20 protein-coding genes are annotated in these 19,345 nt (G+C 52.7%); 13 read left to right on the forward strand and 7 right to left on the reverse strand.

Annotation, left to right across the window (positions count from 1 at the left end; all coding sequences use genetic code 11):
* Positions 1 to 192: 192 nt before the first annotated feature.
* The 10 genes from L1N82_RS11905 (at position 193) to L1N82_RS11950 (ending at position 10,474) form a co-directional block, all read left to right on the forward strand.
* The gene (locus L1N82_RS11905; protein ID WP_235287608.1) at positions 193 to 660 is read left to right on the forward strand and encodes a hypothetical protein; all 468 of its coding nucleotides are present in this window, start codon (positions 193 to 195) and stop codon (positions 658 to 660) included.
* On the forward strand, positions 657 to 1,685 hold the full coding sequence (locus L1N82_RS11910; RefSeq protein ID WP_235287609.1) for a CehA/McbA family metallohydrolase: 1,029 nt from the start codon (positions 657 to 659) through the stop codon (positions 1,683 to 1,685). The genes L1N82_RS11905 and L1N82_RS11910 overlap by 4 nt, the downstream gene beginning before the upstream one ends.
* On the forward strand, positions 1,685 to 2,386 hold the full coding sequence (locus tag L1N82_RS11915; RefSeq protein ID WP_235287610.1) for a glycerophosphodiester phosphodiesterase: 702 nt from the start codon (positions 1,685 to 1,687) through the stop codon (positions 2,384 to 2,386). Before L1N82_RS11910 ends, L1N82_RS11915 begins: the two co-directional genes overlap by 1 nt.
* Positions 2,387 to 2,468: 82 nt before the next feature.
* Complete coding sequence (locus L1N82_RS11920) at positions 2,469 to 3,383, forward strand: carbohydrate ABC transporter permease (RefSeq protein WP_235287611.1); 915 nt, start codon at positions 2,469 to 2,471, stop codon at positions 3,381 to 3,383.
* An 18-nt stretch (positions 3,384 to 3,401) separates the two neighbouring features.
* On the forward strand, positions 3,402 to 4,247 hold the full coding sequence (locus L1N82_RS11925) for a carbohydrate ABC transporter permease (RefSeq protein WP_235287612.1): 846 nt from the start codon (positions 3,402 to 3,404) through the stop codon (positions 4,245 to 4,247).
* 88 nt (positions 4,248 to 4,335) lie between these two features.
* Positions 4,336 to 5,769, forward strand: coding sequence for an extracellular solute-binding protein (locus tag L1N82_RS11930; RefSeq protein ID WP_235287613.1), 1,434 nt, complete (start codon positions 4,336 to 4,338; stop codon positions 5,767 to 5,769).
* A 233-nt stretch (positions 5,770 to 6,002) separates the two neighbouring features.
* Positions 6,003 to 6,707, forward strand: a complete 705-nt coding sequence (locus L1N82_RS11935) for a response regulator transcription factor (RefSeq protein ID WP_235287614.1) — start codon at positions 6,003 to 6,005, stop codon at positions 6,705 to 6,707.
* Positions 6,704 to 7,714: a sensor histidine kinase gene (locus L1N82_RS11940; RefSeq protein WP_235287615.1), complete on the forward strand. Its 1,011-nt coding sequence runs from the start codon at positions 6,704 to 6,706 to the stop codon at positions 7,712 to 7,714. The genes L1N82_RS11935 and L1N82_RS11940 overlap by 4 nt, the downstream gene beginning before the upstream one ends.
* Before the next feature lie 116 nt (positions 7,715 to 7,830).
* The gene (locus L1N82_RS11945; protein ID WP_235287616.1) at positions 7,831 to 8,601 is read left to right on the forward strand and encodes an ABC transporter ATP-binding protein; all 771 of its coding nucleotides are present in this window, start codon (positions 7,831 to 7,833) and stop codon (positions 8,599 to 8,601) included.
* Positions 8,576 to 10,474 (forward strand): FtsX-like permease family protein, encoded by a 1,899-nt coding sequence (locus L1N82_RS11950; protein WP_235287617.1) that lies wholly within the window; start codon positions 8,576 to 8,578, stop codon positions 10,472 to 10,474. The genes L1N82_RS11945 and L1N82_RS11950 overlap by 26 nt, the downstream gene beginning before the upstream one ends.
* A gap of 116 nt (positions 10,475 to 10,590) precedes the next feature.
* On the opposite strand, the gene L1N82_RS11955 is transcribed toward L1N82_RS11950, so the two are convergent.
* Both L1N82_RS11955 and L1N82_RS11960 read right to left on the reverse strand, forming a co-directional pair.
* Positions 10,591 to 11,094, reverse strand: a complete 504-nt coding sequence (locus tag L1N82_RS11955; protein ID WP_235287618.1) for a hypothetical protein — start codon at positions 11,092 to 11,094, stop codon at positions 10,591 to 10,593.
* Between the two features lie 230 nt (positions 11,095 to 11,324).
* On the reverse strand, positions 11,325 to 12,302 hold the full coding sequence (locus L1N82_RS11960) for an ABC transporter substrate-binding protein (RefSeq protein WP_235287619.1): 978 nt from the start codon (positions 12,300 to 12,302) through the stop codon (positions 11,325 to 11,327).
* A 244-nt stretch (positions 12,303 to 12,546) separates the two neighbouring features.
* Here L1N82_RS11960 and L1N82_RS11965 point away from each other — a divergent pair, with 244 nt between their 5' ends.
* Entirely contained in the window at positions 12,547 to 14,265 is a 1,719-nt protein-coding gene (locus L1N82_RS11965; protein WP_235287620.1) for an alpha/beta fold hydrolase, read from the forward strand.
* A 150-nt stretch (positions 14,266 to 14,415) separates the two neighbouring features.
* Here L1N82_RS11965 and L1N82_RS11970 read toward each other — a convergent pair whose 3' ends face one another.
* A complete protein-coding gene (locus tag L1N82_RS11970; RefSeq protein ID WP_235287621.1) occupies positions 14,416 to 15,336 on the reverse strand; it encodes a LysR family transcriptional regulator in 921 nt (306 codons plus the stop codon).
* 181 nt (positions 15,337 to 15,517) lie between these two features.
* Between L1N82_RS11970 and L1N82_RS11975 the strand changes: the two genes are divergently transcribed.
* Together L1N82_RS11975 and L1N82_RS11980 are read left to right on the forward strand one after the other, a co-directional pair.
* On the forward strand, positions 15,518 to 15,715 hold the full coding sequence (locus L1N82_RS11975; RefSeq protein WP_235287622.1) for a hypothetical protein: 198 nt from the start codon (positions 15,518 to 15,520) through the stop codon (positions 15,713 to 15,715).
* A gap of 203 nt (positions 15,716 to 15,918) precedes the next feature.
* Positions 15,919 to 16,455, forward strand: a complete 537-nt coding sequence (locus tag L1N82_RS11980) for a YfiT family bacillithiol transferase (RefSeq protein ID WP_268821943.1) — start codon at positions 15,919 to 15,921, stop codon at positions 16,453 to 16,455.
* A 56-nt stretch (positions 16,456 to 16,511) separates the two neighbouring features.
* Here the strand turns inward: L1N82_RS11980 and L1N82_RS11985 are convergent, their stop codons facing one another.
* The 4 genes from L1N82_RS11985 to L1N82_RS12000 all read right to left on the reverse strand — a co-directional run bounded on the left by L1N82_RS11985 (position 16,512) and on the right by L1N82_RS12000 (position 19,328).
* On the reverse strand, positions 16,512 to 16,718 hold the full coding sequence (locus tag L1N82_RS11985; RefSeq protein ID WP_235287623.1) for a helix-turn-helix transcriptional regulator: 207 nt from the start codon (positions 16,716 to 16,718) through the stop codon (positions 16,512 to 16,514).
* 247 nt (positions 16,719 to 16,965) lie between these two features.
* Positions 16,966 to 17,697, reverse strand: coding sequence for a DUF4956 domain-containing protein (locus tag L1N82_RS11990; RefSeq protein ID WP_235287624.1), 732 nt, complete (start codon positions 17,695 to 17,697; stop codon positions 16,966 to 16,968).
* Position 17,698: 1 nt separating this feature from the next.
* Positions 17,699 to 18,412, reverse strand: a complete 714-nt coding sequence (locus tag L1N82_RS11995) for a polyphosphate polymerase domain-containing protein (protein WP_235287625.1) — start codon at positions 18,410 to 18,412, stop codon at positions 17,699 to 17,701.
* A 280-nt stretch (positions 18,413 to 18,692) separates the two neighbouring features.
* Entirely contained in the window at positions 18,693 to 19,328 is a 636-nt protein-coding gene (locus tag L1N82_RS12000; RefSeq protein WP_235287626.1) for a pentapeptide repeat-containing protein, read from the reverse strand.
* Between the last annotated feature and the right edge of the window lie 17 nt (positions 19,329 to 19,345).

A 19,345-nucleotide genomic window follows, 5' to 3' on the forward strand; every position in this document is an offset into this window, starting at 1 on the left:
CGCATTTCCACTTTTAACGGCCGGCTGCAGTGAGACATATACCACCTTCCCAGCCGGCTTTAACAAAAAGCAAATACCCCGTTGATGTTAAATAAACAACTTATTGTTAGTGTGTGTATGATCCATTATAAATTTTCCAACTTTTAAGTATGCCAAAGTATGCCAATGATAACTACAAGGGGAATCCAATCGATGAACGAGCTGCTGACCATAGAGGGCACCTTGACCCCATTAAGCTCCAAGACACATATCACCTATCAATTTCATATAGATGAGCCTCCCGCGCGTCTGGCAATTGAGTTTCAGTACAGCCCTAAGGTGCTTGAGGATTCCGAAATTTCACGCCCGCTCATCATGGAAGCGATCGGGAAGTATGTGGATCCATCGGCCGCGGATCTTCAGAAGCAGCAATGGGAGCGATTTACCCCGCTGCAGAATTTGTTGACGTTGTCGGTCGACGACCCAGAGGGCTTCCGGGGATCTGCTCACCGTCACCCGCCCGAGCAGCGCCACACGCTCGCTGTGGGCTCAGCATCGCCGGGTTTCATACCCGGCGTGCTGCCGGCTGGCATCTGGAGAATTACGATCAGCGTGCACTGCGTCGTAACGCCAGCCTGCACCTATCGTTTATCGGTCTATAAGGGACGGGATGCAGAATGAACTGGATACCATTTGAACTGCATACACACACGCCCCACAGCGATGGACGGCATTCGCTTCTGGAAATGTGCAGAGAAGCGAAGAAACTTGGATTAGGCGGCATAGCCCTGACCGACCACAATACGGTATCCGGTATGACAGAAGCTGAGGCTGCTCAAGAAGAGACCGGCGTGGCGATTGTACCGGGGATGGAATGGACCACCTTTTACGGTCATATGCTGACCCTTGGCGCGCCGTATTGTGAATGGAGAGATCTGGGGCCGGAAGACATTCATCGCGGCATCGAGCGGGTCCACCAAGCCGGCGGGATCGTCGGCATCGCGCATCCGTACAGCCTGGGCAGTCCGATATGTACAGGCTGTCACTGGGAGTACACAATCAAGGATTGGAGCGATATTGATTACATCGAGGTGTGGCATGAAGTGATGCCTTCCTATAAGAATCACAACGTCCCGGCTTGGAACCTCTGGACCTCACTCCTGAATGAAGGCTATCGCATTCCTGCGACCGCGGGACGGGACTGGCATCACTCCGGGCAGGACGACAGCTGGTCCGCCTTCACCTATATTGGCCTGCCGGAGCCAGACGACCGGTATTCGGCAGAGTCGGTTGTGCAGGCCATCCGCCGGGGACGGTCTGTGATCAGCATGGGGCCCATGCTGCATGTCGAGGCCCTCGCCGGCGATGCCCGTTATTTTATTGGGGACATCGTAGAGGACAGCGCTGGCCGTCTGTCTTCCATGAGGCTTCTTATACAGGTGCAGCCCTTCGCCGCAGCAGAGCGGTATGGCGACCGTATGCAGGTGACCAAGCTTGTCGTCGAATCCAATATTGGCGAGCTGGCTGATAGGCCGTGGAACGAACAAGAAGCTGGTATAGAGCTGTACGTCCCGCTGGAGGGAATCCGGTGGCTGCGGCTGAAGGCGATGGGCGTTCTGCTTGGCGGATGGACAACGATCGCGTTCACGAATCCCATCTATGTTAACAGGGAGCAGAAGAATGAAACAGAAGGAGAAACAGAATAATGAAGCCCTATCAGGTTATTGCCCATACGGGGTGCGAGAATACCCCTTACAATTCAATAGAATCCTGCCTGGCCGGCTATGATGCCGGGGCCGATGTGCTGGAGGTCGATGTGCGCGCAACAAAAGACGACATCGCCGTACTCTTCCATGACGATGAGCCGAACACCCTGCTGCACACAGCCGAAGAATGGACTGCTGCCGGGAACGAGCCGGTTGAGCAGCTGGAGACCGTGCTGCGCTTGTTCCTCGAAAAGCCCGTTGCCTTCAATCTCGATCTAAAAACAGCCGAAGCCTATGATGCGGCGGCAGCGGTAGTGGACAAGCTGAACGCCTGGCGCCAGGTATACTTCACAGGCGTCACAGATCATCTCGCCAAGAGCGACCGGGCCAGACATGTCATCTGGAATGTACCGTTCATGACGCCGGACATGCCGGGTGAAGCTTATGAAGCAAAGGTCAGCAGCTATTGCGAACAGGCCGTTCAAGCGGGCTTTGCCGGATTAAACCTGCACTATGAATCTGTTCGTCCGGTCTTGGTTGAGCAGGCGGCAAAGCATCAATTGGCCATCTGGATTTACACCCTTCCGGCTGACGAGGCATTGTTTCGCCGTTATGCCGGGATGGGAGTAGACGGAATCTCGGTATATGAACCATCAACCTGCATAAAGCTCCAGAAGCACTGGTCGCATGATGCTGTGTAAGTCGAGATCATTATCGTCTGTCACTATTATGGAATAGAAGGAATAGGAGGGAGGACAGCAGCACAGGCTGCTGTCCGGCGACATGTCACTCGTAAATATAAGCAAGCCAAGGAGCCAGCCAATCGGAAGGTGGCGTCTTGCTCCAAGGCGGGAATCACATGCAGTATGGTACCTATTTTTACTTCCGACATTGCTCGGCATCCTGCTCTTCACCCTCTATCCCCTGGCAGAGTCACTGCGCCTAAGCTTCACGCGCGGTGTGTCTGAGCAGTTTGTCGGAGTTCAGAACTATTCGGATGTGCTCGCCTCAGGAACCTTCTGGTATGCCGTATATAATACACTCTACATAACAGTCTTTCAGCTGTTCATCGCCATACCGCTTGGCTTCCTCATTGCCTGCCTGATCAACAGCCTGCGGCGAACTTCTAACTTCTTCAAGGTGCTCTTCTATATCCCAAACGCAACCTCCATGGTAGCGGCGGCCACCGTGTTTCTTGCCATTCTTCACCCCGATGGTCCGCTGAATTACGTGATGGAACTGCTTGGTTTGCAGAAGGTTGTATGGCTGTCACAGCCCGTCTCGGCCAAATGGGGCGCGGTCATCCTGTCGGTGTGGCATTGGCTTGGCTTTGTTATCATTATTAACCTCGCGAATTTGCAAGCGATCCCTGTGGAATATTACGAGGCCTCCTCAATCGATGGCGCTTCGCCAATTCAGCAGTGGTGGTGGATTACGGTACCTAACATGATCGGAAGTCTTACCATTCTATTCGTCCTCGGCTGGATCGGAGGGCTGCAGCGTTTTGCGGATGCGTATATGCTTGGCGGACTGCAGGGAAGTCCGGCCCGCTCGCTTCATACGGTGGTCGGCTTTATCTTCGAGCGCGGCTTCGGCGGCAGTGAATATGGCATTGCTTCAGCGGCCGCTTACATTCTATTCGTGTTCATTCTTATCTTCACCTACATCAATACGAAGCTGCTTCGGATGAAAATCTAGTTGGGCGGGTGATCAAATATGTCGGGCGTGTACAAAAATCGAAGCTTAATCAGCGCGGTGATCTTCGTTCTGCTGGCAGTGATCGGATTCACCATGATCTACCCGTTTATCTTTATGATCAGTGTCAGCCTGGAGCGCACCGCCAACCTAGCGATGCCGTTCCCGCCGCGGCTCATCCCCGAGTCGTCCTCATGGTTTAATTACCAGCTGGTGTTTGAGAATAAATCCCTGCTACTCGCTTATTGGAACTCGATCGTCATCGCACTGTTCAGTGTCGCATTAAGCGTGGGATCCGCGCTGTTCGGGGGATATGCCTTCTCCCGCGGCAGCTTTAGGGCCAAGCGCGCCCTATTCTTCATTGTGCTCGCCACGATGATGATTCCTTTTGAAACAAGGCTTATCCCGATGTTTACCATGTTCAATGACTTGGGTCTGGTTAACACCAAATATCCGCTTATCTTCCCCTCGATTATTAACGCACTCGGCATCGTCTTGGCCAAGCAGTATTTCGATCAGCTCCCTGAAGGGCTGAGGGAATCCGCCAAGATGGACGGCGCCGGCGAATTCAAGACGTTCTTCTACATCTTCGTTCCGCTAACCGGGCCTATTACGGCAACACTTGCCATTCTGTCCTTCCAGGACAGCTGGAACTCCTTCATTTGGCCCCTTGTCATCATCAACGATCAGCATCTGAAGACAGTGCCGCTGTTCTTATCGAGCTTCTCGTCAGAGAACGGAGGACGCCTCGCCGGAGTCACAATGGCTCTGGCCGCGATGAGCATCCTCCCCCTGCTGATGGTGTTCCTCTTCTTCCAAAAATATATTATTCGAAGCGTCGCCCTGAGCGGCTTGAAGGGAGAGTGATCGTCAGCAAGCAGAAGCCGCCTGGCATAATCGATTGGACAAGGTAAAGCATGTCATCTAATCTTTCTAGAAAACGGAGGAGTAAACCATGCTCAAAGCTAATTCCAGGTATTTGGTCGTCATCCTGCTCTTATCATTTCTACTCGTACTCAGCGCCTGCCAGAGCGGTACAGGGACAAGCTCTCAGAATGGAACAAACACGGCGGGCGCCGCAGCGGATACGGGCGGGCAGGAAACAGAGGCTGAGACAGCTTCGACTGAACAGACACCTGCTAAGGGTTTCTCGGGTACGCTGAAGGTACAGCTGGTCGGCGACTTTGCATTTGAGGACAAGACAGACCCGGTAACGGGCCAGACGGCAAAAGGCGTAAAAATACTGAAGGATGAATTTGAGAAGCGGTACCCTGGCGTTACGGTCGAATTCCTGTTGATGGGCTGGGACAACTATAACGAAAAGACACAGACGATGCTGCAATCCGGCGCGGCGGATGTTTACCAAGTACCCGGTATCGCGAACTTCGCTGAGCAGGGCCTGCTTGAACCCCTCCAGCCTTATATCGAAAGAGACAGCTTCGATCTGGGCATTTACCTGAACGGACAGGTAGATGGCTGGAGAGCAATGGGGCCGGACGACCAGCAGCCCGAAATCTACGGCCTCCCATTCATTGGTGATGCGCGCCTGATTGTGTACGATAAGCAGCTGTTCGACGAGTGGGGCGTCGAGTACCTGTCCGAATCGCCGTCGGTCGACGAGGTCATGGAAAAAGCGGCAAAGATGACGGGGAAAAACCCAAAAACCGGCGAACAGAACTATGGCTTGACGTTTAACGGAAACGATGCCGCAGACACGGTCATGAACATCAACGAGTCGTTGGGCGGTCAGTGGGGAACCGGCTTCCTGTGGAAGGATATGAAGCTGGAATTTGATTCCGCTACAATGATTAAGGCAGCGGAATGGCTGAAGGAAGCCAAGAAGCTTGCGCCGGAGGGCGTGCTGGTGAACCAGGGCTCCGAAAATTTCTATAAGGATAACAACAATGTCGCCATCCACCTTCGCTCCGCGCCCGGGTTTATTAACAGTCTTGAGACGTTCGGCACGCAGGACCGTTATCAAGCCGCACTTCTCTTCACACATCCGGATAAAGGCATGGGCGGCATGTTTGCAGGAAGCCCGTTTGCTATCGGCACCACCAGCCAGAACAAGGACCTCGCATGGGAATGGCTGAAGTTCAGCGGCAGCGAGTTCTTCCAGCAATACATGTGGGACGAGCAGCGCTCTCAGAGCATGCCTGTCGTTAAAGCAGCGGCGGAGTGGGAGAGCGTGAAGGCGACACCTCAGATGGATGTTATTCTTAAACAGATGAGCCAGCTGTGGGCACCGCGTTACCCGTATCGCTCCGGCCAGCCGCGCTATATCTTGTCCGAGAACATCGAGCGCATTCTGTTAGGCGAAGCGTCTGCCGCAGATGCGATGAAGAAGGCGCAGGAAGAGGCGACAAAGTGGCTGGAAAGCCAGAAGTAAGCTGTACGCAGCTCTTAAAAAAGCGGAGTCCCGAATCGGGGTTCCGCTTTCTTGCTGATCACAGCTAAAAGCAGATTCGTACGTCTTAGCATTAGAAGAGAGGACCGTAACGGAGTTAGCCCCCGCCCTTTGCATTGTCGCCTATAAATACGCTTGCTATAATGATTGTCACAACTGGCTGCTAAAACCAGGAGGAGATGCAGCCCTTCGCTGTGAAAGGAGACCCCTATTTCATGCACCGCATTATGATTTGTGAAGATGACCCGAAGCTGGCCGGGCTGCTCAAGGACGCAATTGAGAAATACGGCTTTCAGGCACATGTTGTTAAGGATTTCGACCGCGTGGCGGACTTCTTCCAGCAGTGCGAGCCGCACCTGGTCCTGCTTGACGTTAATCTGCCCCGCTATGACGGGTTTTACTGGTGCCGCCAGATCCGGTCCTTATCCACCTGCCCCATCATGTTCATCTCTGCCCGGGACGGAGAGATGGATCAGGTCATGGCGCTGGAGTATGGTGCCGATGATTACATCACCAAGCCCTTTCACTATGAAGTCGTGATGGCCAAAATCCGCAGCCACCTGCGCCGCGTCTATGGCGAATATGCCCCGCAGAGCGAGGAGAGGATCGTCCAGCTCGCCGGGCTGATTCTATACCCCGAACGGATGGAAATGCAGCTGCATCAATTCTCCGTCCAGCTGTCGAAGAACGAGACGATCCTGATCGAGGCCATGCTGAAGAGCCATCCCAAGCTTGCCCCGCGTGAAATGCTGCTGGAGAAGCTCTGGGACGACCAGACTTTCGTCGACGAGAACACGCTGAACGTTAACATGACACGTGTCCGCAAGAAGCTGCAGGAGCTGGGCATAGAGGATGCCATCGAGACAGTAAGGGGCGCGGGCTACCGACTGCAGACCACCTGGGATGCGAAACCGACATGAAGCTGTTCTTCCGTGAGCATCTGCCGCTCTTCGCCCTGCAGGTCGTCCAGCTCTTCATGGTACTGCTGGTATACTGGCTCGATGGCTACCGCAATCTGCCTACTGCCCTCTATTCTGTCTTCATCGGCCTTGTCATCCTGAGCGGCTACCTCGCTTACCGCTTCGTCACCCACCGCCGGCTGTACCGGCGGCTGACCGAGCCGCTTGAGACATTGGACGAGTCCTCGCGGCTGGATGCGGGCTACGCCCCCCTCGCTCGGGCTGTCGATGAGCTTCTGCAGGCGCAGTACCGCCATTACCAGCATAAGCTTAATGTCCGTGAGCGGCAGCGGAGTGACCACTTGACGTTCATGAATCAGTGGGTCCACCAGATGAAGACCCCGCTGTCCGTCATTCATCTGACTCTTCAGCAGGATGAGGACCAGGATCCCAAGTACAGCAGCATCCGCGAGGAGATTGAACGACTGGAGCATGGTCTGGAAACCGTGCTCCATGCCGCGCGCCTGGAAGCGTTCGAGCATGATTTTCAGGTCGAGCCTGTTAGTCTGCGCAGGGCCGTCGATCAGGTGATTCGCGATAATAAACGGATGTTCATCCGCAGCAGCGTCTATCCGGAGGTCAGTCTGGACCCCTCCCTCACCGTGGAATCGGATGCCAAGTGGCTGACCTTCATCCTGTTTCAACTGCTCACCAACGCCGTCAAATACAGCACGGGCAAAGCTAATAAGGTCTATATTACAGGCGGTATCCAGGGCAAACGTGTCATGCTGGAGATCCGCGATCAAGGCATCGGTATTCCAAAGTCGGACTTAAAGCGTGTCTTCCAGCCCTTCTTCACCGGAGAGAACGGCCGCTTATACCGCGAATCCACAGGCATGGGCCTGTACCTGGTACAGGAGATATGCCGGCGGCTTGACCACAAGGTCGAGCTTGAGTCGGCAGTAAATCAAGGCACAACCGTGCGCCTCCTCTTTACGGGCAGTCCCGCCAATCTTACAGAGTTGTAAGGAAGCTGAAAGGTTATTCGATAGCCCAGCCGCCGCAGCAGAGCTACACTTAAGACATAAGATTACTGCAGCTGCCAGCTGTGCAACTGCTTAAGAGGAGGCTTCAACATTTACACATGGATATGCTGCGAATTAATGGACTGAACAAGGTATATGGAGGCAAGGTCGCCTACCGTGCGCTCACCGACATTTCCTTTGCGGTTGAGAAAGGTGAGTTTGTCGGCATTATGGGCCCTTCCGGGAGCGGTAAGACCACCCTGCTCAATCTGGTGGCGACGATCGATAGTCCGACTACCGGTGAAATTCTGATCGACGGGCGCAATCCCCATCAGCTGAAGCGCAATGACCTGGCCCGCTTCCGGCGCAGAGAGCTTGGCTTCGTATTCCAGGATTTCAATCTGCTTAACACCTTGACCGTTGAGGAAAATATCGTCCTGCCGCTTACGCTCGATGGCGAGCGTGTGAAGGTGATGGAGCGCAAGGTCGGAGAAATTGCCCGCAAGCTGGGGATCGAAGGCATTCTGAACAAACGGACCTATGAAATATCGGGCGGGCAGGCGCAGCGTACAGCCATTGCACGGGCCATTATCCATACGCCCAAGCTGCTGTTTGCCGATGAGCCGACAGGCAACCTGGATTCGAAGTCAGCCAAGGATGTCATGGAGACACTCGCCACCATCAACCAGTCGGACGGCACCACAATGATGCTCGTTACCCATGATGCGGTAGCGGCGAGCTACTGTCATCGAGTGATTTTCATCAAGGACGGCCGCTTGTACAATGAGATTCACCGGGGGGACAGCCGACAGGCCTTCTTCCAGAAAATCATTGACGTGCTGTCGCTGCTGGGAGGGCATGCGCATGACCTTTCGTCAGTTCGCGTTTAATAACGTTCTCCGCAACAAGCGGACGTATGCGGCCTATTTTCTGAGCAGCGCCTTCTCGGTTATGGTATTCTTCGTCTATGCCGTGTTCGCCTTTCATCCCGACTTGGCGGCAGGCAACCTGTCCAATTCGGTTTCACAGGGCCTGCATTTCGCGGAATCGATCATTTATGTATTTTCCTTCTTCTTCGTGCTGTATTCCATGAGCGCGTTCCTGAAGACACGCAAGAAGGAGTTCGGGCTGCTCGTCATGCACGGGATGACTCAGCTGCAGCTGCGGACCATGGTTTTCCTGGAAAATGTCCTGATCGGCTTCTTCTCGACTTTAACCGGTATCGGGATTGGCCTGGTCTTTGCCAAGGTTATTCTGCTTGCAGCCGAGAGACTGCTGGACCTGGATAACCCGCTGCCCTTCTACATTCCTGTGGAGGCTCTGCTGCTTACTTTTGCCGCGTTCCTCATCCTGTTTGTCGTCATCTCGTTATTCACCGTTGCGGTCTTAAGAGGCAATTCGCTCGTCCACTTGATTCGCGGCAGTCAAGCACCGAAGACTGAGCCAAAAGCCTCCCCATGGCTGTCCCTGCTCGCAGCTATTCTGCTTGTCGGCGGGTACATCGCTGCCTTTTGGGTTGAGGGTTTAGTGGTTGTGGGTGCCATGATACCCGTTACACTTGTCGTAATAGCAGGTACGTACTTCCTGTTCACACAGCTCAGCGTGTACCTGATCCGCCGGGCAACCCGCAGCAAGGCCTTCTTCTGGCGCAAGACGAACATGCTGCTGATGTCTGACCTCACCTACCGGATGAAGGATAATGCGCGGACCTTCTTCATGGTCGCGATTCTGTCTACGGTTGCCTTCTCGGCGATTGGCTCCCTCGTCGGCTTCCGCGCGATGTCAGAGAGCACAATCGTCGATGAGTCGCCGTTTGCTTTTCAGTATAGTTACTGGTGGGAAGACCAGGATGCTGACAGGGCCAAACAGGATGTAGCATATATTGGTCAAGTACTGAAGGAAGAGAATGTGACTTACGAGCTCTACGAGGCTACAATCCGCTCCCAGCCGGTAAAAAACCCTAATAAAAGGGAGTATGTGGTTCGTGCCTCCGAATACAACGCAATCGCTAGTGCAGTAGGCGAGCAAACTCTTGATTTGAAGGGCCATGAGGCCGCCTTCGTATATTACAGCAACGCTTTATATGGAGGGGAACGCACGGGGAGTGACACTATCGAGCTCAGTGGTATCGAACAGCCCTTGAAGGTCACTGTCCAGGATTTTTCTAATTTGCTTCCATTGTTCACGGGCTACTATGTTATACCTGACCCGCTGATTGAACAGCTCGATGAGTCCAAGTCCACTGAGAGCGTATTCGGTTTTTATGTTGAGGACTGGGAAGACACTGTAGAGGTTGGCAGACAGCTGTCTGAGCATTTGCCAAATGGCAGCGGCGATTACTTCTTCAATGCCCTTGCCTATGATCTGCACACCTTCCTGCAGGGCTACAGTGCCATCATGTTCGTCGGCCTGTTCATGGGAGCTGTATTCTTCGTAGGCGCAGGCAGCTTCCTGTACTTCCGGCTATATACGGACCTGGATGATGACAAGCAGAAATTCAGGGCCATCGTGAAGCTGGGGCTGACAGATAAGGAGCTCTCGAAGGTCATCACCCGCCAGCTCATGCTGCTGTTCTTCGTGCCTATAGGTGTTGCCATTGTTCACGGCGCCGTTGCCCTGAACTCCCTGAGCAATCTGTTCCACTATCCGCTTGTCCGCGAGACGGCCTTGGTGCTGGGAAGCTTCCTGCTGGTTCAAATCGTTTACTTCCTGTTCATCCGGTCACGGTATCTTCAGCAGATCAGACGGGAAGTCTACCGCTAAAGCCATACACAATGTGCAAACGATAGCTGCTGTATAGACTGCACCGCCTTCTGCCAATAGGCTTCAAATAGACAGACAGGGCCAAGCATTCACTTGGTCCTGTCTGCATGTATGTTCTACTCCGCAACCCGAATATAGTGTACTCTGCCTTGGCAGCCCACCGGGACCAGCTCATCCACATAGCGGCTCACCAGCTCCTGCTCGTCGTCGGTCACGGGAGTCGCCGAGAAAATATTGAACTGTACGGTACCGCTGTAGGCATCATAGCTCCTGAAGGAAATCGTCTTACCAGGCAGCAGGCTGTTGAGCGTATCGACAATGTCCTTCGCCTGCAGCTCCGTGCGCAAAGCCGCCTGGCTCAGCAGCTCCGGCAGCGGTGCCGCCTTCGGCAGCCCGTCTTCCCGCAGTGAATCATAGGGCTTCACATCGTAGCAGACATGCTGCAGCAGATATCCCGAGGCAAACCGCTGCAGACTGGCGGCATCCTTAGCAGAGAGCTGCAGTTCTCCATCCCATGCATAAATGCTGGCCTTATGTTTACCGCATGTATGGACACGAACATACTGCAAATGTGGATACCGCTGCTTAATCCTGCTCTCCGACATTAACCGAGTACCCATAACCAATACCCCCTGCTCGCAGCTTGTAGTTGGTAACGCTTACACCATATTATATGTCTGTGATGTCCTGAAGTGACCTCATGACCTCCCCACTACCCGCTCTCCCGCATGCCCAGCCGCGTTAACGATCTGTCATTATCATTCTATGCTTAACCCGGGAGGCCGTGCGGGCTTGCCTATTTATCAAAAGAAAGCCTGAAGCAGTACTGTCTGCTCCAGGCCTAAACCGCTCAGTGATTGCCAAACATGGATTCCAAGTCTTCCAGGATCCACATCATTGCTGACGCGCTGTAATCATTCCATCTTCCAGTATCCACGAGATGCACCTGATCCTTCTGCACAGCCGGTATATCCTTCCAGGCCGTTTCCTTCAGCTCATTGTACCTGTCCTTGTTGGACGGGTCCTCAACCAGCAGGAATAACCGGTCGGCGTCCGCCGCATATTCAACCACCGCTTCTTCCGCAATCGCCTCAGTCTGCGTAACAGCTGCTGCCTGCTCAGGCGCTGCAAAGCCTGCATCATAGAGCGAAGAGAAGACGGTTGGCGAATGGCGGTAGATCGTCTTTTCCCAGAACTGGAGAACAACGGCCTTCTCACCAGCATGCTGGCCAAGCTTTTCTTTAACAGATGCCACTTTCGCCGCGTATGCGTCCAGCCATGCCTGCTTTTCCTCTTCCTTGCCCAGCAGATCTGCCAGCGCATCCAAATGCTCAGTCGGCGTCAGGCCCCACTTTGTGGCAACTACGGGCGCAATTTTCTCGAGACCAGTAATAACTTCCGGTGTAAAGTAGCTGCTGACAATAATCAAGTCGGGCTCAAGCTCAACAAGCTTCTCCATGTTAGGATCCGACTCGCCTACACTTTCCACCCCGGCTACCTTCTCGGGATCGTACTTGCTCAGGTGGTAATCCGTTGTACCCAGCGGTTTAACGCCAAGCGCCAGCAGCTCGCCCACATTATGCAGAGCTACGATCCGCTGCGGATTAACGGGCACTTCAACTTCCTTATCCAATCCATCCTTGTATACCTTCGTTGCTGCTTCCTGATTCGTTCCTTCATTGCCTCCTGCCGCCTGGTTACCTTCCGCAGGTGCGTTAGTGCCTGTGCCTGCATTGCCCGTATTGCTTCCGCCCCCGCCGCATGCTGCAAGCACACTGAACAGCAGAAAAAGACAAGCCAGCATGGTAAGTTTCAATGATCTGTTCAACTTGACCTCTCCTTTATCTACCCCAACTCGTTGGTGAGAATAGTTATCACTATCATTAGCTAGTGTAAGTTAATTCGACAATATTTTCAACCGCTTTCCTTGCGTTTTATCCAGGTCCATGTTTCGGATTGCTGATTGCAAGGTAATTGGTATAGGTATGCCCTAATTTCTAGAAACGGTATGCATCAGCTGCCGTATATAATAACAGTACTCTACAATTACCTATTAAGGAGGAATGAACAGCTTGAAGCAAAAGTTTGCAGCCTTTCTGGCCGTTATGATGCTATTCTCCGTTATTGCTGCAATGCCCGCAACAGCCGCCAAGACCAGTGTAGTAGATGTCATCGTCGATGGTAAAGCAATTCGTTACACCGGGGCCAAGCCCTACATAGAGAACAGCGCCGTCATGCTGCCAGTCCGGGCAACTGCAAGTGCGCTTGGCATGACTGTTAGCTTTAAACGGTCGACCCACGAGGTTGTTTTAACCAGCCCAGACTGCACGGTGATCTTCCATGCCGGAAGCGGCGAGGCGGCTGTGAATGGCACACGGGTATCACTTAACAGCCCCACCTCAATTCACAAAGGCCGTGTCTATGCCCCTAATGCTCTCTTTGAATCATTACCCGGTCTTAAGGTGCAGTATGATCCCGCCAAACAGCAAATCCTTATCAATCATGTTGAACAAGGACCTGAAGCAACAGCTGCAGCGGTAGTTGGGCTGCTGACCAAAGGGGGCTACGGAGAGCTGGCCGCCCGGTACTTCGACCTGGCTCTCGCCGAGGCGCTTCCCGCTGCGGATCTGGAGGCCGTGTGGAACCAGGTAATCGGTGCAGCCGGCGCTTATTTGAGCACAGAATCTATTACCACCCAACCGTCCGACTCGGGCAAGGTCATCGTGACGGCGAAGCTGGTCTTCGAGCGGATGAAGGCCAATGTCATCCTTACAATGAATGACCAGCAGAAGCTTGCCGGCCTGTTCATTCAGCCTGCCGCCTCCGATGACATGGAAATACCGGAGGGTATCACCGAAGAGAAGGTGGTAGTCGGCCAAGGCGGCAAGTACCCGCTTGAAGGTACTCTTACCCTGCCGGAACAAGGCACTGGCCCTTACCCGGCTGTCGTGCTGGTGCAGGGCTCTGGCCCAAGCGACCGTGACGAGTCCATTGGGGCCTACAAGCCGTTCCGCGATATTGCCTGGGGTCTCGCTCAGCAGGGGATAGCTGTTCTCCGCTATGACAAGCGGACCTTCGCACATGCTGCTTCCTTTACGAAGGAAGAGGCCGCACGCCTCACCGTCAAGGAAGAGACGGTTGATGATGCGATCGCCGCAGCCAGCCTGCTTAAGTCCGATGGAAGAATTGACAGCAGCCGTGTCTTTATTGTAGGTCACAGCCTGGGCGGGATGCTCGCCCCTCGAATTGATGCGGAGGGCGGGAATTTTGCCGGATTAATTCTGCTCGCCGGTTCACCTCGACCACTGTGGGATATCATATATGACCAGAACGCCGCATTCATCGCGAAGATGAGTGATTCCGATCCGAAGAAGGCTGCCAATCTAGCCTGGCTGGAAGCGGAGTATAAGAAGGCGAAGCAGATATCGGACTGGTCACCGGAAAAGGCGGCCAGCGAGACCGTGTTCGGCATTCCCGCGAGCTACTTCAAGGAAATGGACAGCCACAGTGCCGACGGATACGCCAAGGAATTAACGAAGCCTGTGCTTGTACTGCAGGGAGAGGATGACTTCCAGGTCTTTGCAAACAAAGACTATCTGCTGTGGCAGGAGCATCTGCGCCATAACCCGAACACTGCATTCAAGCTCTATCCCGGCCTGAATCACTTCTTCGTTGATTACAGCGGACCTGATGAAGGGACGGCTAAGGAATATCAGCACCCTGGAACAGTCTCCGAGGAGGTTATTCTGGATATAGCTAAGTGGGTACAATCCGGACAGCTGGAAAAATAAAATATACAACACAATATGAACAACATAATTATTTGTAAAATAAAAACTGGTCAGATTTCCGGATTGGAAATCTGACCAGTTTTTTTGCATGTGGTTTTACATAATAATCAACACATTCACTCATACAGTCTCAAGCCCTGCTCTCTCTGATTAACCAGCGCCATCTACAGCCAGTTCCGCTTCCTGCTCATGTCCTCCCCCTGCCTGCAGCAGCTCCAGCAGGCGTCGCAGCGGGAGCGCAGGCTTCTTCTTGCGGCTGATTACCAGCTGGGTATAGAAGGGCGGCAGCCACTGCGGATCCGGCTTGCTGATATGAAGCTCTCCCCGCTTCACCTCGGCCTCAACTGTCACATAAGGAAGCAGAGCGGCTCCCAGTCCGGCACGCACACACTGCTTAATAGCCTCTATACTCCCGAGCTCGCTCACAATATTAACCTTCACCTTATGGTCCGCAATGGCATGCTCCATTGCTGCGCGGTATGTGCAAGTACGCTCCGTCAGAATCATGGACTGCTTCTCGAAATCACGGATACTGATGACATCCTTGCCAGCAAAGGGATGCGCATCCCCCGATATAATGACGAGCCTCTCCTCGCGCAGCATGACGGTTTCAAGCTCAGGATCATACAGAAGCGGATCGAGAATAAGGCCTACATCCCACTCCCCCTGCTTGACACGCGAGAGTACCTCGCGTTCATTGGTTGGATATACTGCAAGCGCTATGCCAGGATAGTCATTCCTGAAGCGTTGAAGGTAGGCCGGCAGGAAGAATGCGGCAAGTGTCTCGATAGTCCCCACCATTAAGGTTCCGAAATTCGGACTTTGCATAACGGCGAGGGACTCATTATACGCGTCCGTAATTTGCTCTGCATAACGGCTTAGTGCCACTCCCGCTTCTGTAAGCCGCAGCGTTCGCCCGTAACGCTCGAACAAGGGGGCGCCGTATGCCTTTTCCAGCTTCTGAATTTGTACGGTTACCGTGGACTGGGCATAGCCCAGCCGCTCTCCCGCCCTGGTGAAACTGCCGCACGCAGCTACTTCGCGGAATGTGAGGTAATACTGGATATCCATGATCGGCTAACCCCCAACTCATTAAAGTTCGTAATAGTAGTGATGATAATGTATCGATAACTGGTATGTAAATAGTCATGTTATATTTTGGATGTGAGCAGCAGGCGAACCGCGGCGCCTCTGACCATGACGCTATTATGCTTAGGGCCTGGCAGGCCTTAAGCCAACAGGAGGAATATTCATGCTGCATCCGTATTTTGCAGACAAGGAACATGAGCGCCATATCGAAACTGCTGAGAAGGCCTGTCTTTACGAGGACGGTCCCTATACGGAGAAGTCCGTGTATGATCATATGCAAAACTGGCTTGCCAGCCTCTTCAAATCTGGCAAGAGCAGTGCTGTCCAGAATAGGAATAAAGCTGCGAAGAAGAGCGTCTGACAATCAACCGCAGCAGCCAGTCACCCATCAAGCACGTACGATATGGGAAGTTTATATATAGAATATCATGGAATATAGAAATATTATATTTAACTATTATAAATTATTCGTATTTTATAATTGGTAAAAGACTGGTGTCCATATCACGGTGACTCAGAAGGAAAACAGGTATGAGATACTGTAGTAGAAGGGAGATCATTTCGATGATAACGGAAGAGCAATTGAAGTACCCAATCGGAGAATACAGCCATGAAGGCAAAATTACGCCGGAACAATTGCAAGTATGGCTGGGGCAGCTGGATGAACTGCCTGGCAAGCTGCGCAAGGCGGTGGCCGGTCTGGAGGATTGGCAGCTGGATACACCGTATCGCGAGGGCGGGTGGACGGTCCGCCAGGTCGTGCACCATCTGGCGGACAGCCACATGAACAGCTTTACCCGCTTCAAGCTAGCTATAACAGAGAACGGACCCACGATCCGTCCCTATGATGAGAAAAAATGGGCCGAGCTCGTCGACTCCCGCACTGCCCCGGTTGAGTGGTCCTTGGATTGGCTCGAAATTCTTCACCAGCGCTGGTGTATGCTGCTGCGCAGCCTGACAACAGAGCAGCTGCACCGGACCTTCTTCCATCCCGATTCCGTAGAGTGGATCAGGCTCGACTGGAACATCGGCATGTATGCCTGGCACGGAAACCACCATACTGCTCATATCACGGAGCTGCGCAAGCGCATGAACTGGTGAACGAACCAGTCCGGCTTTAATGATCTATCAATCCTGGACTCTAACCTGGTGTCTGTTCATGCCGAATCCTGCTCTACCCAGAAGAGATCATCCAGTGTCTTGGATAATGCCCGGCAGATACCCAGACATAAGCTTAAGCTGGGATTATATTTACCGAGCTCGATCAGCCCGATCGTCTGTCTTGATACCCCGACAAGGAGGGCCAGCTGCTCCTGTGACAGGTCCTTCTCCACTCTGGCAAGCTTCAGCTTCAAATTCTTCATGTTGTCAGCATCCTTTCATCCTGCATTTCAGCCGCTGTATCAAGGGTTTAGCAGGCTTCATCAATATGTAGAAACCACAAAAAAGTGTAGCACGGTTATAGCAAAAAGACAACTATATAAGACATCGTCCGACAGCAAAAAACGCCGGCACCCCACAGGATACGCCATATTGGGTGCCGGCTGTTCATGCGCGTTATATACCTGCTGTCTCATTAGGGGAGGTAATTACGCCCTGGAGGACTGCCCCTCACGAGACATAATCTCCGCTATAGCTGATCAAGACAGCGCTTCTCACACCCTGCAGTGCAGTCAAGCGGTTTACAAACTCCCCTTCGCGCTCCTTCAGTCTGATCTCCAAGGTGGTCTCAATACTTTCGCTTGCGACGGTCTTCTGCTTGACGTTATAACGCTTGGCCAGCTGTCCGACCAGCTTCTGCACCTCCTGTTCACTCTGATCATCTTTACAGTTAACGACCAGCAGATAAGGTGTCTCAAAGGTGGTTTTCTTGATGAAGAAGAACATCACGAGGCCGATGGCAGCTGATCCGATCATTGCAAGAACGTAGAACCCTGCTCCTGCAACAATACCTGCTGCGGCCGCCCAGAACAGGAAGATTAAATCAGTCGGGTCCTTAATCGGTGTACGGAAGCGGACAATGGACAGTGCGCCGACCATACCAAGCGACAGCACGAGATTAGAGTTGACCGCTATAATGACGAGTGCCGTCACCATGGTCATGCCAATCAACGAGACGTTGAAGCTCTTGGAGTACAGAACCCCGCTAAAGACCCGTTTATACAGCAGATAGATGAAGAATCCAATGAGGAAAGCGAAAGACAGGGACAGCAATATTCTTATGAGATCAATGTCTGCTGTAAAATTATTCAGGACAGAGTTTTTGATCATATCCGTGAAGGTTGTTGCGGTATCCGCTGCAGCCGTCTGAGCTGCCGGTAAGCTGGAAATACTGGTTTGCATGCTAGTAGTCCTCCCAAGTGTTGAATTTCAAATGTTTGCGGCAGATAACATATTTGGAGGCGCTCTGCCGGTTCAGTCCCTCCAGCTGCAAGGCGCTTCTAATCGCTCCCGGCAGGTATTCATCATATTTAACCTCAAGAATGATCAGATTGTCATCCAGAGCACGTACCGGCTTCAGGTCAGGATCAAAGACATCCACGGCATGAAGTCCTGTACGGAGCTCCTTATCGAAGGTAATTCTTACATTGCCAAACCGGCTGACATAAGGCTCTCGGATGTAATCCACGATTACCTTTGGCCTGAGAAGCTTGTGCTTCATTTCAAGATACAGCTCCATCAAGAACGGATTGTCGGGCTGATTCAGTACCTCGTAATCCCCTGCCAGAATGGCATCGTACATAGGCCTCGTCAGCGGCTCTTTTAACTTGGCTATGAAGTCATTCTTCTTGATCTTCTTCTCAAAATGAATGACATGATCCTGAACGTTATAAACCCGGATCCTGTATTTCACCCGGTCATGGATGCCGCCAAGCTTCTCATGCAGAGCCTTGTTGTCCACATCGTCGAAGTAGAGGCTGCGGATATGATACTCGCCTGTCGGACCTGCGTGTGAATCCAGTTCAGCAAGGCTGCGGAGCCGGGCTCGAATGATATGGAACTGGTGATGGTTAATAAAGAACTTATGCTCATGCCGGTATTTCAGCTTGACACTCATCGCCTCTTGCACCTTCCCTCATCTGCTATGCTTGTATTGTAAGACGGCTGCCTGAGTTGATCCTTAGAACTAGCTGAACAGCTGCTGAATGTTTTACAATTCCTCCATATAAGCCGGGTCGGCACAGACGGGACAGTGCAGCATTCCGTATTTGAACGGCAGCAAGGGGAAGAAAAAAGAGATATCTACAGATACCTCTTTCGATGCATGGCTTAAGATCAAGGAAATGATTTAAAGAAGCTAGGGTGCATAGGGGATGAATATCGAATTAGGGACTGGTTTACTCTCGGATCACAAGGCCCAAGTACTGGGCAAAAATAGCGGCCTGCTCCTGAGATATGATGCAGCCCTTCAAGTTCTCCAGCGGAATGGAAATGCCTTCAATCTCACAGGTGCTCAGGTCTATCCCCGTCATATTGGTTCGCAGAAATTCGGCCTGCTGCAGCTTGCAGCCGTTAAGGTGCAGCTTGGTCAGCTTGGATTCCGTGAAGTCAGCGCTTGCCAGCATCGTATCCTCCAGCACAGCCTCCTTCCAGTTGGTGAACCTGAACTGAGCGTAGCCGCAGTTGCAGCCCTGAAATCTTGTATTGCGAAAGGTCGAATCGGTAAAAATCGCGCCAACCATTTTACTATCGATAAACTCGACCCGGTGCAGCAGCGCTCCGCTGAAATCCACATTGGACAGGTCACAGCCTTCGAAGCGTACATCGGTCAGCTCAACCTTCGGCCAGGTCACTTGATGCAATACCGTACGGCGGAATATAAATCTGGAGAAAGATACACTAACCGCCTCCTGGTCACGAATCGTCTCATCCTCACATAAGCCGCTGCTAAATCGCTCTTCCTCGCCAAATAAATAATCGCCTAGCGTTACAGCTTCCATACTTCCGGCAAACGCCGGTTTTGCAATTTTCATCCTTAGTCCCCCGTTTC

It is taken from the genome of Paenibacillus tarimensis (assembly GCF_021532315.1).
GTDB classification, from domain to species: domain Bacteria; phylum Bacillota; class Bacilli; order Paenibacillales; family Paenibacillaceae; genus Paenibacillus_I; species Paenibacillus_I tarimensis.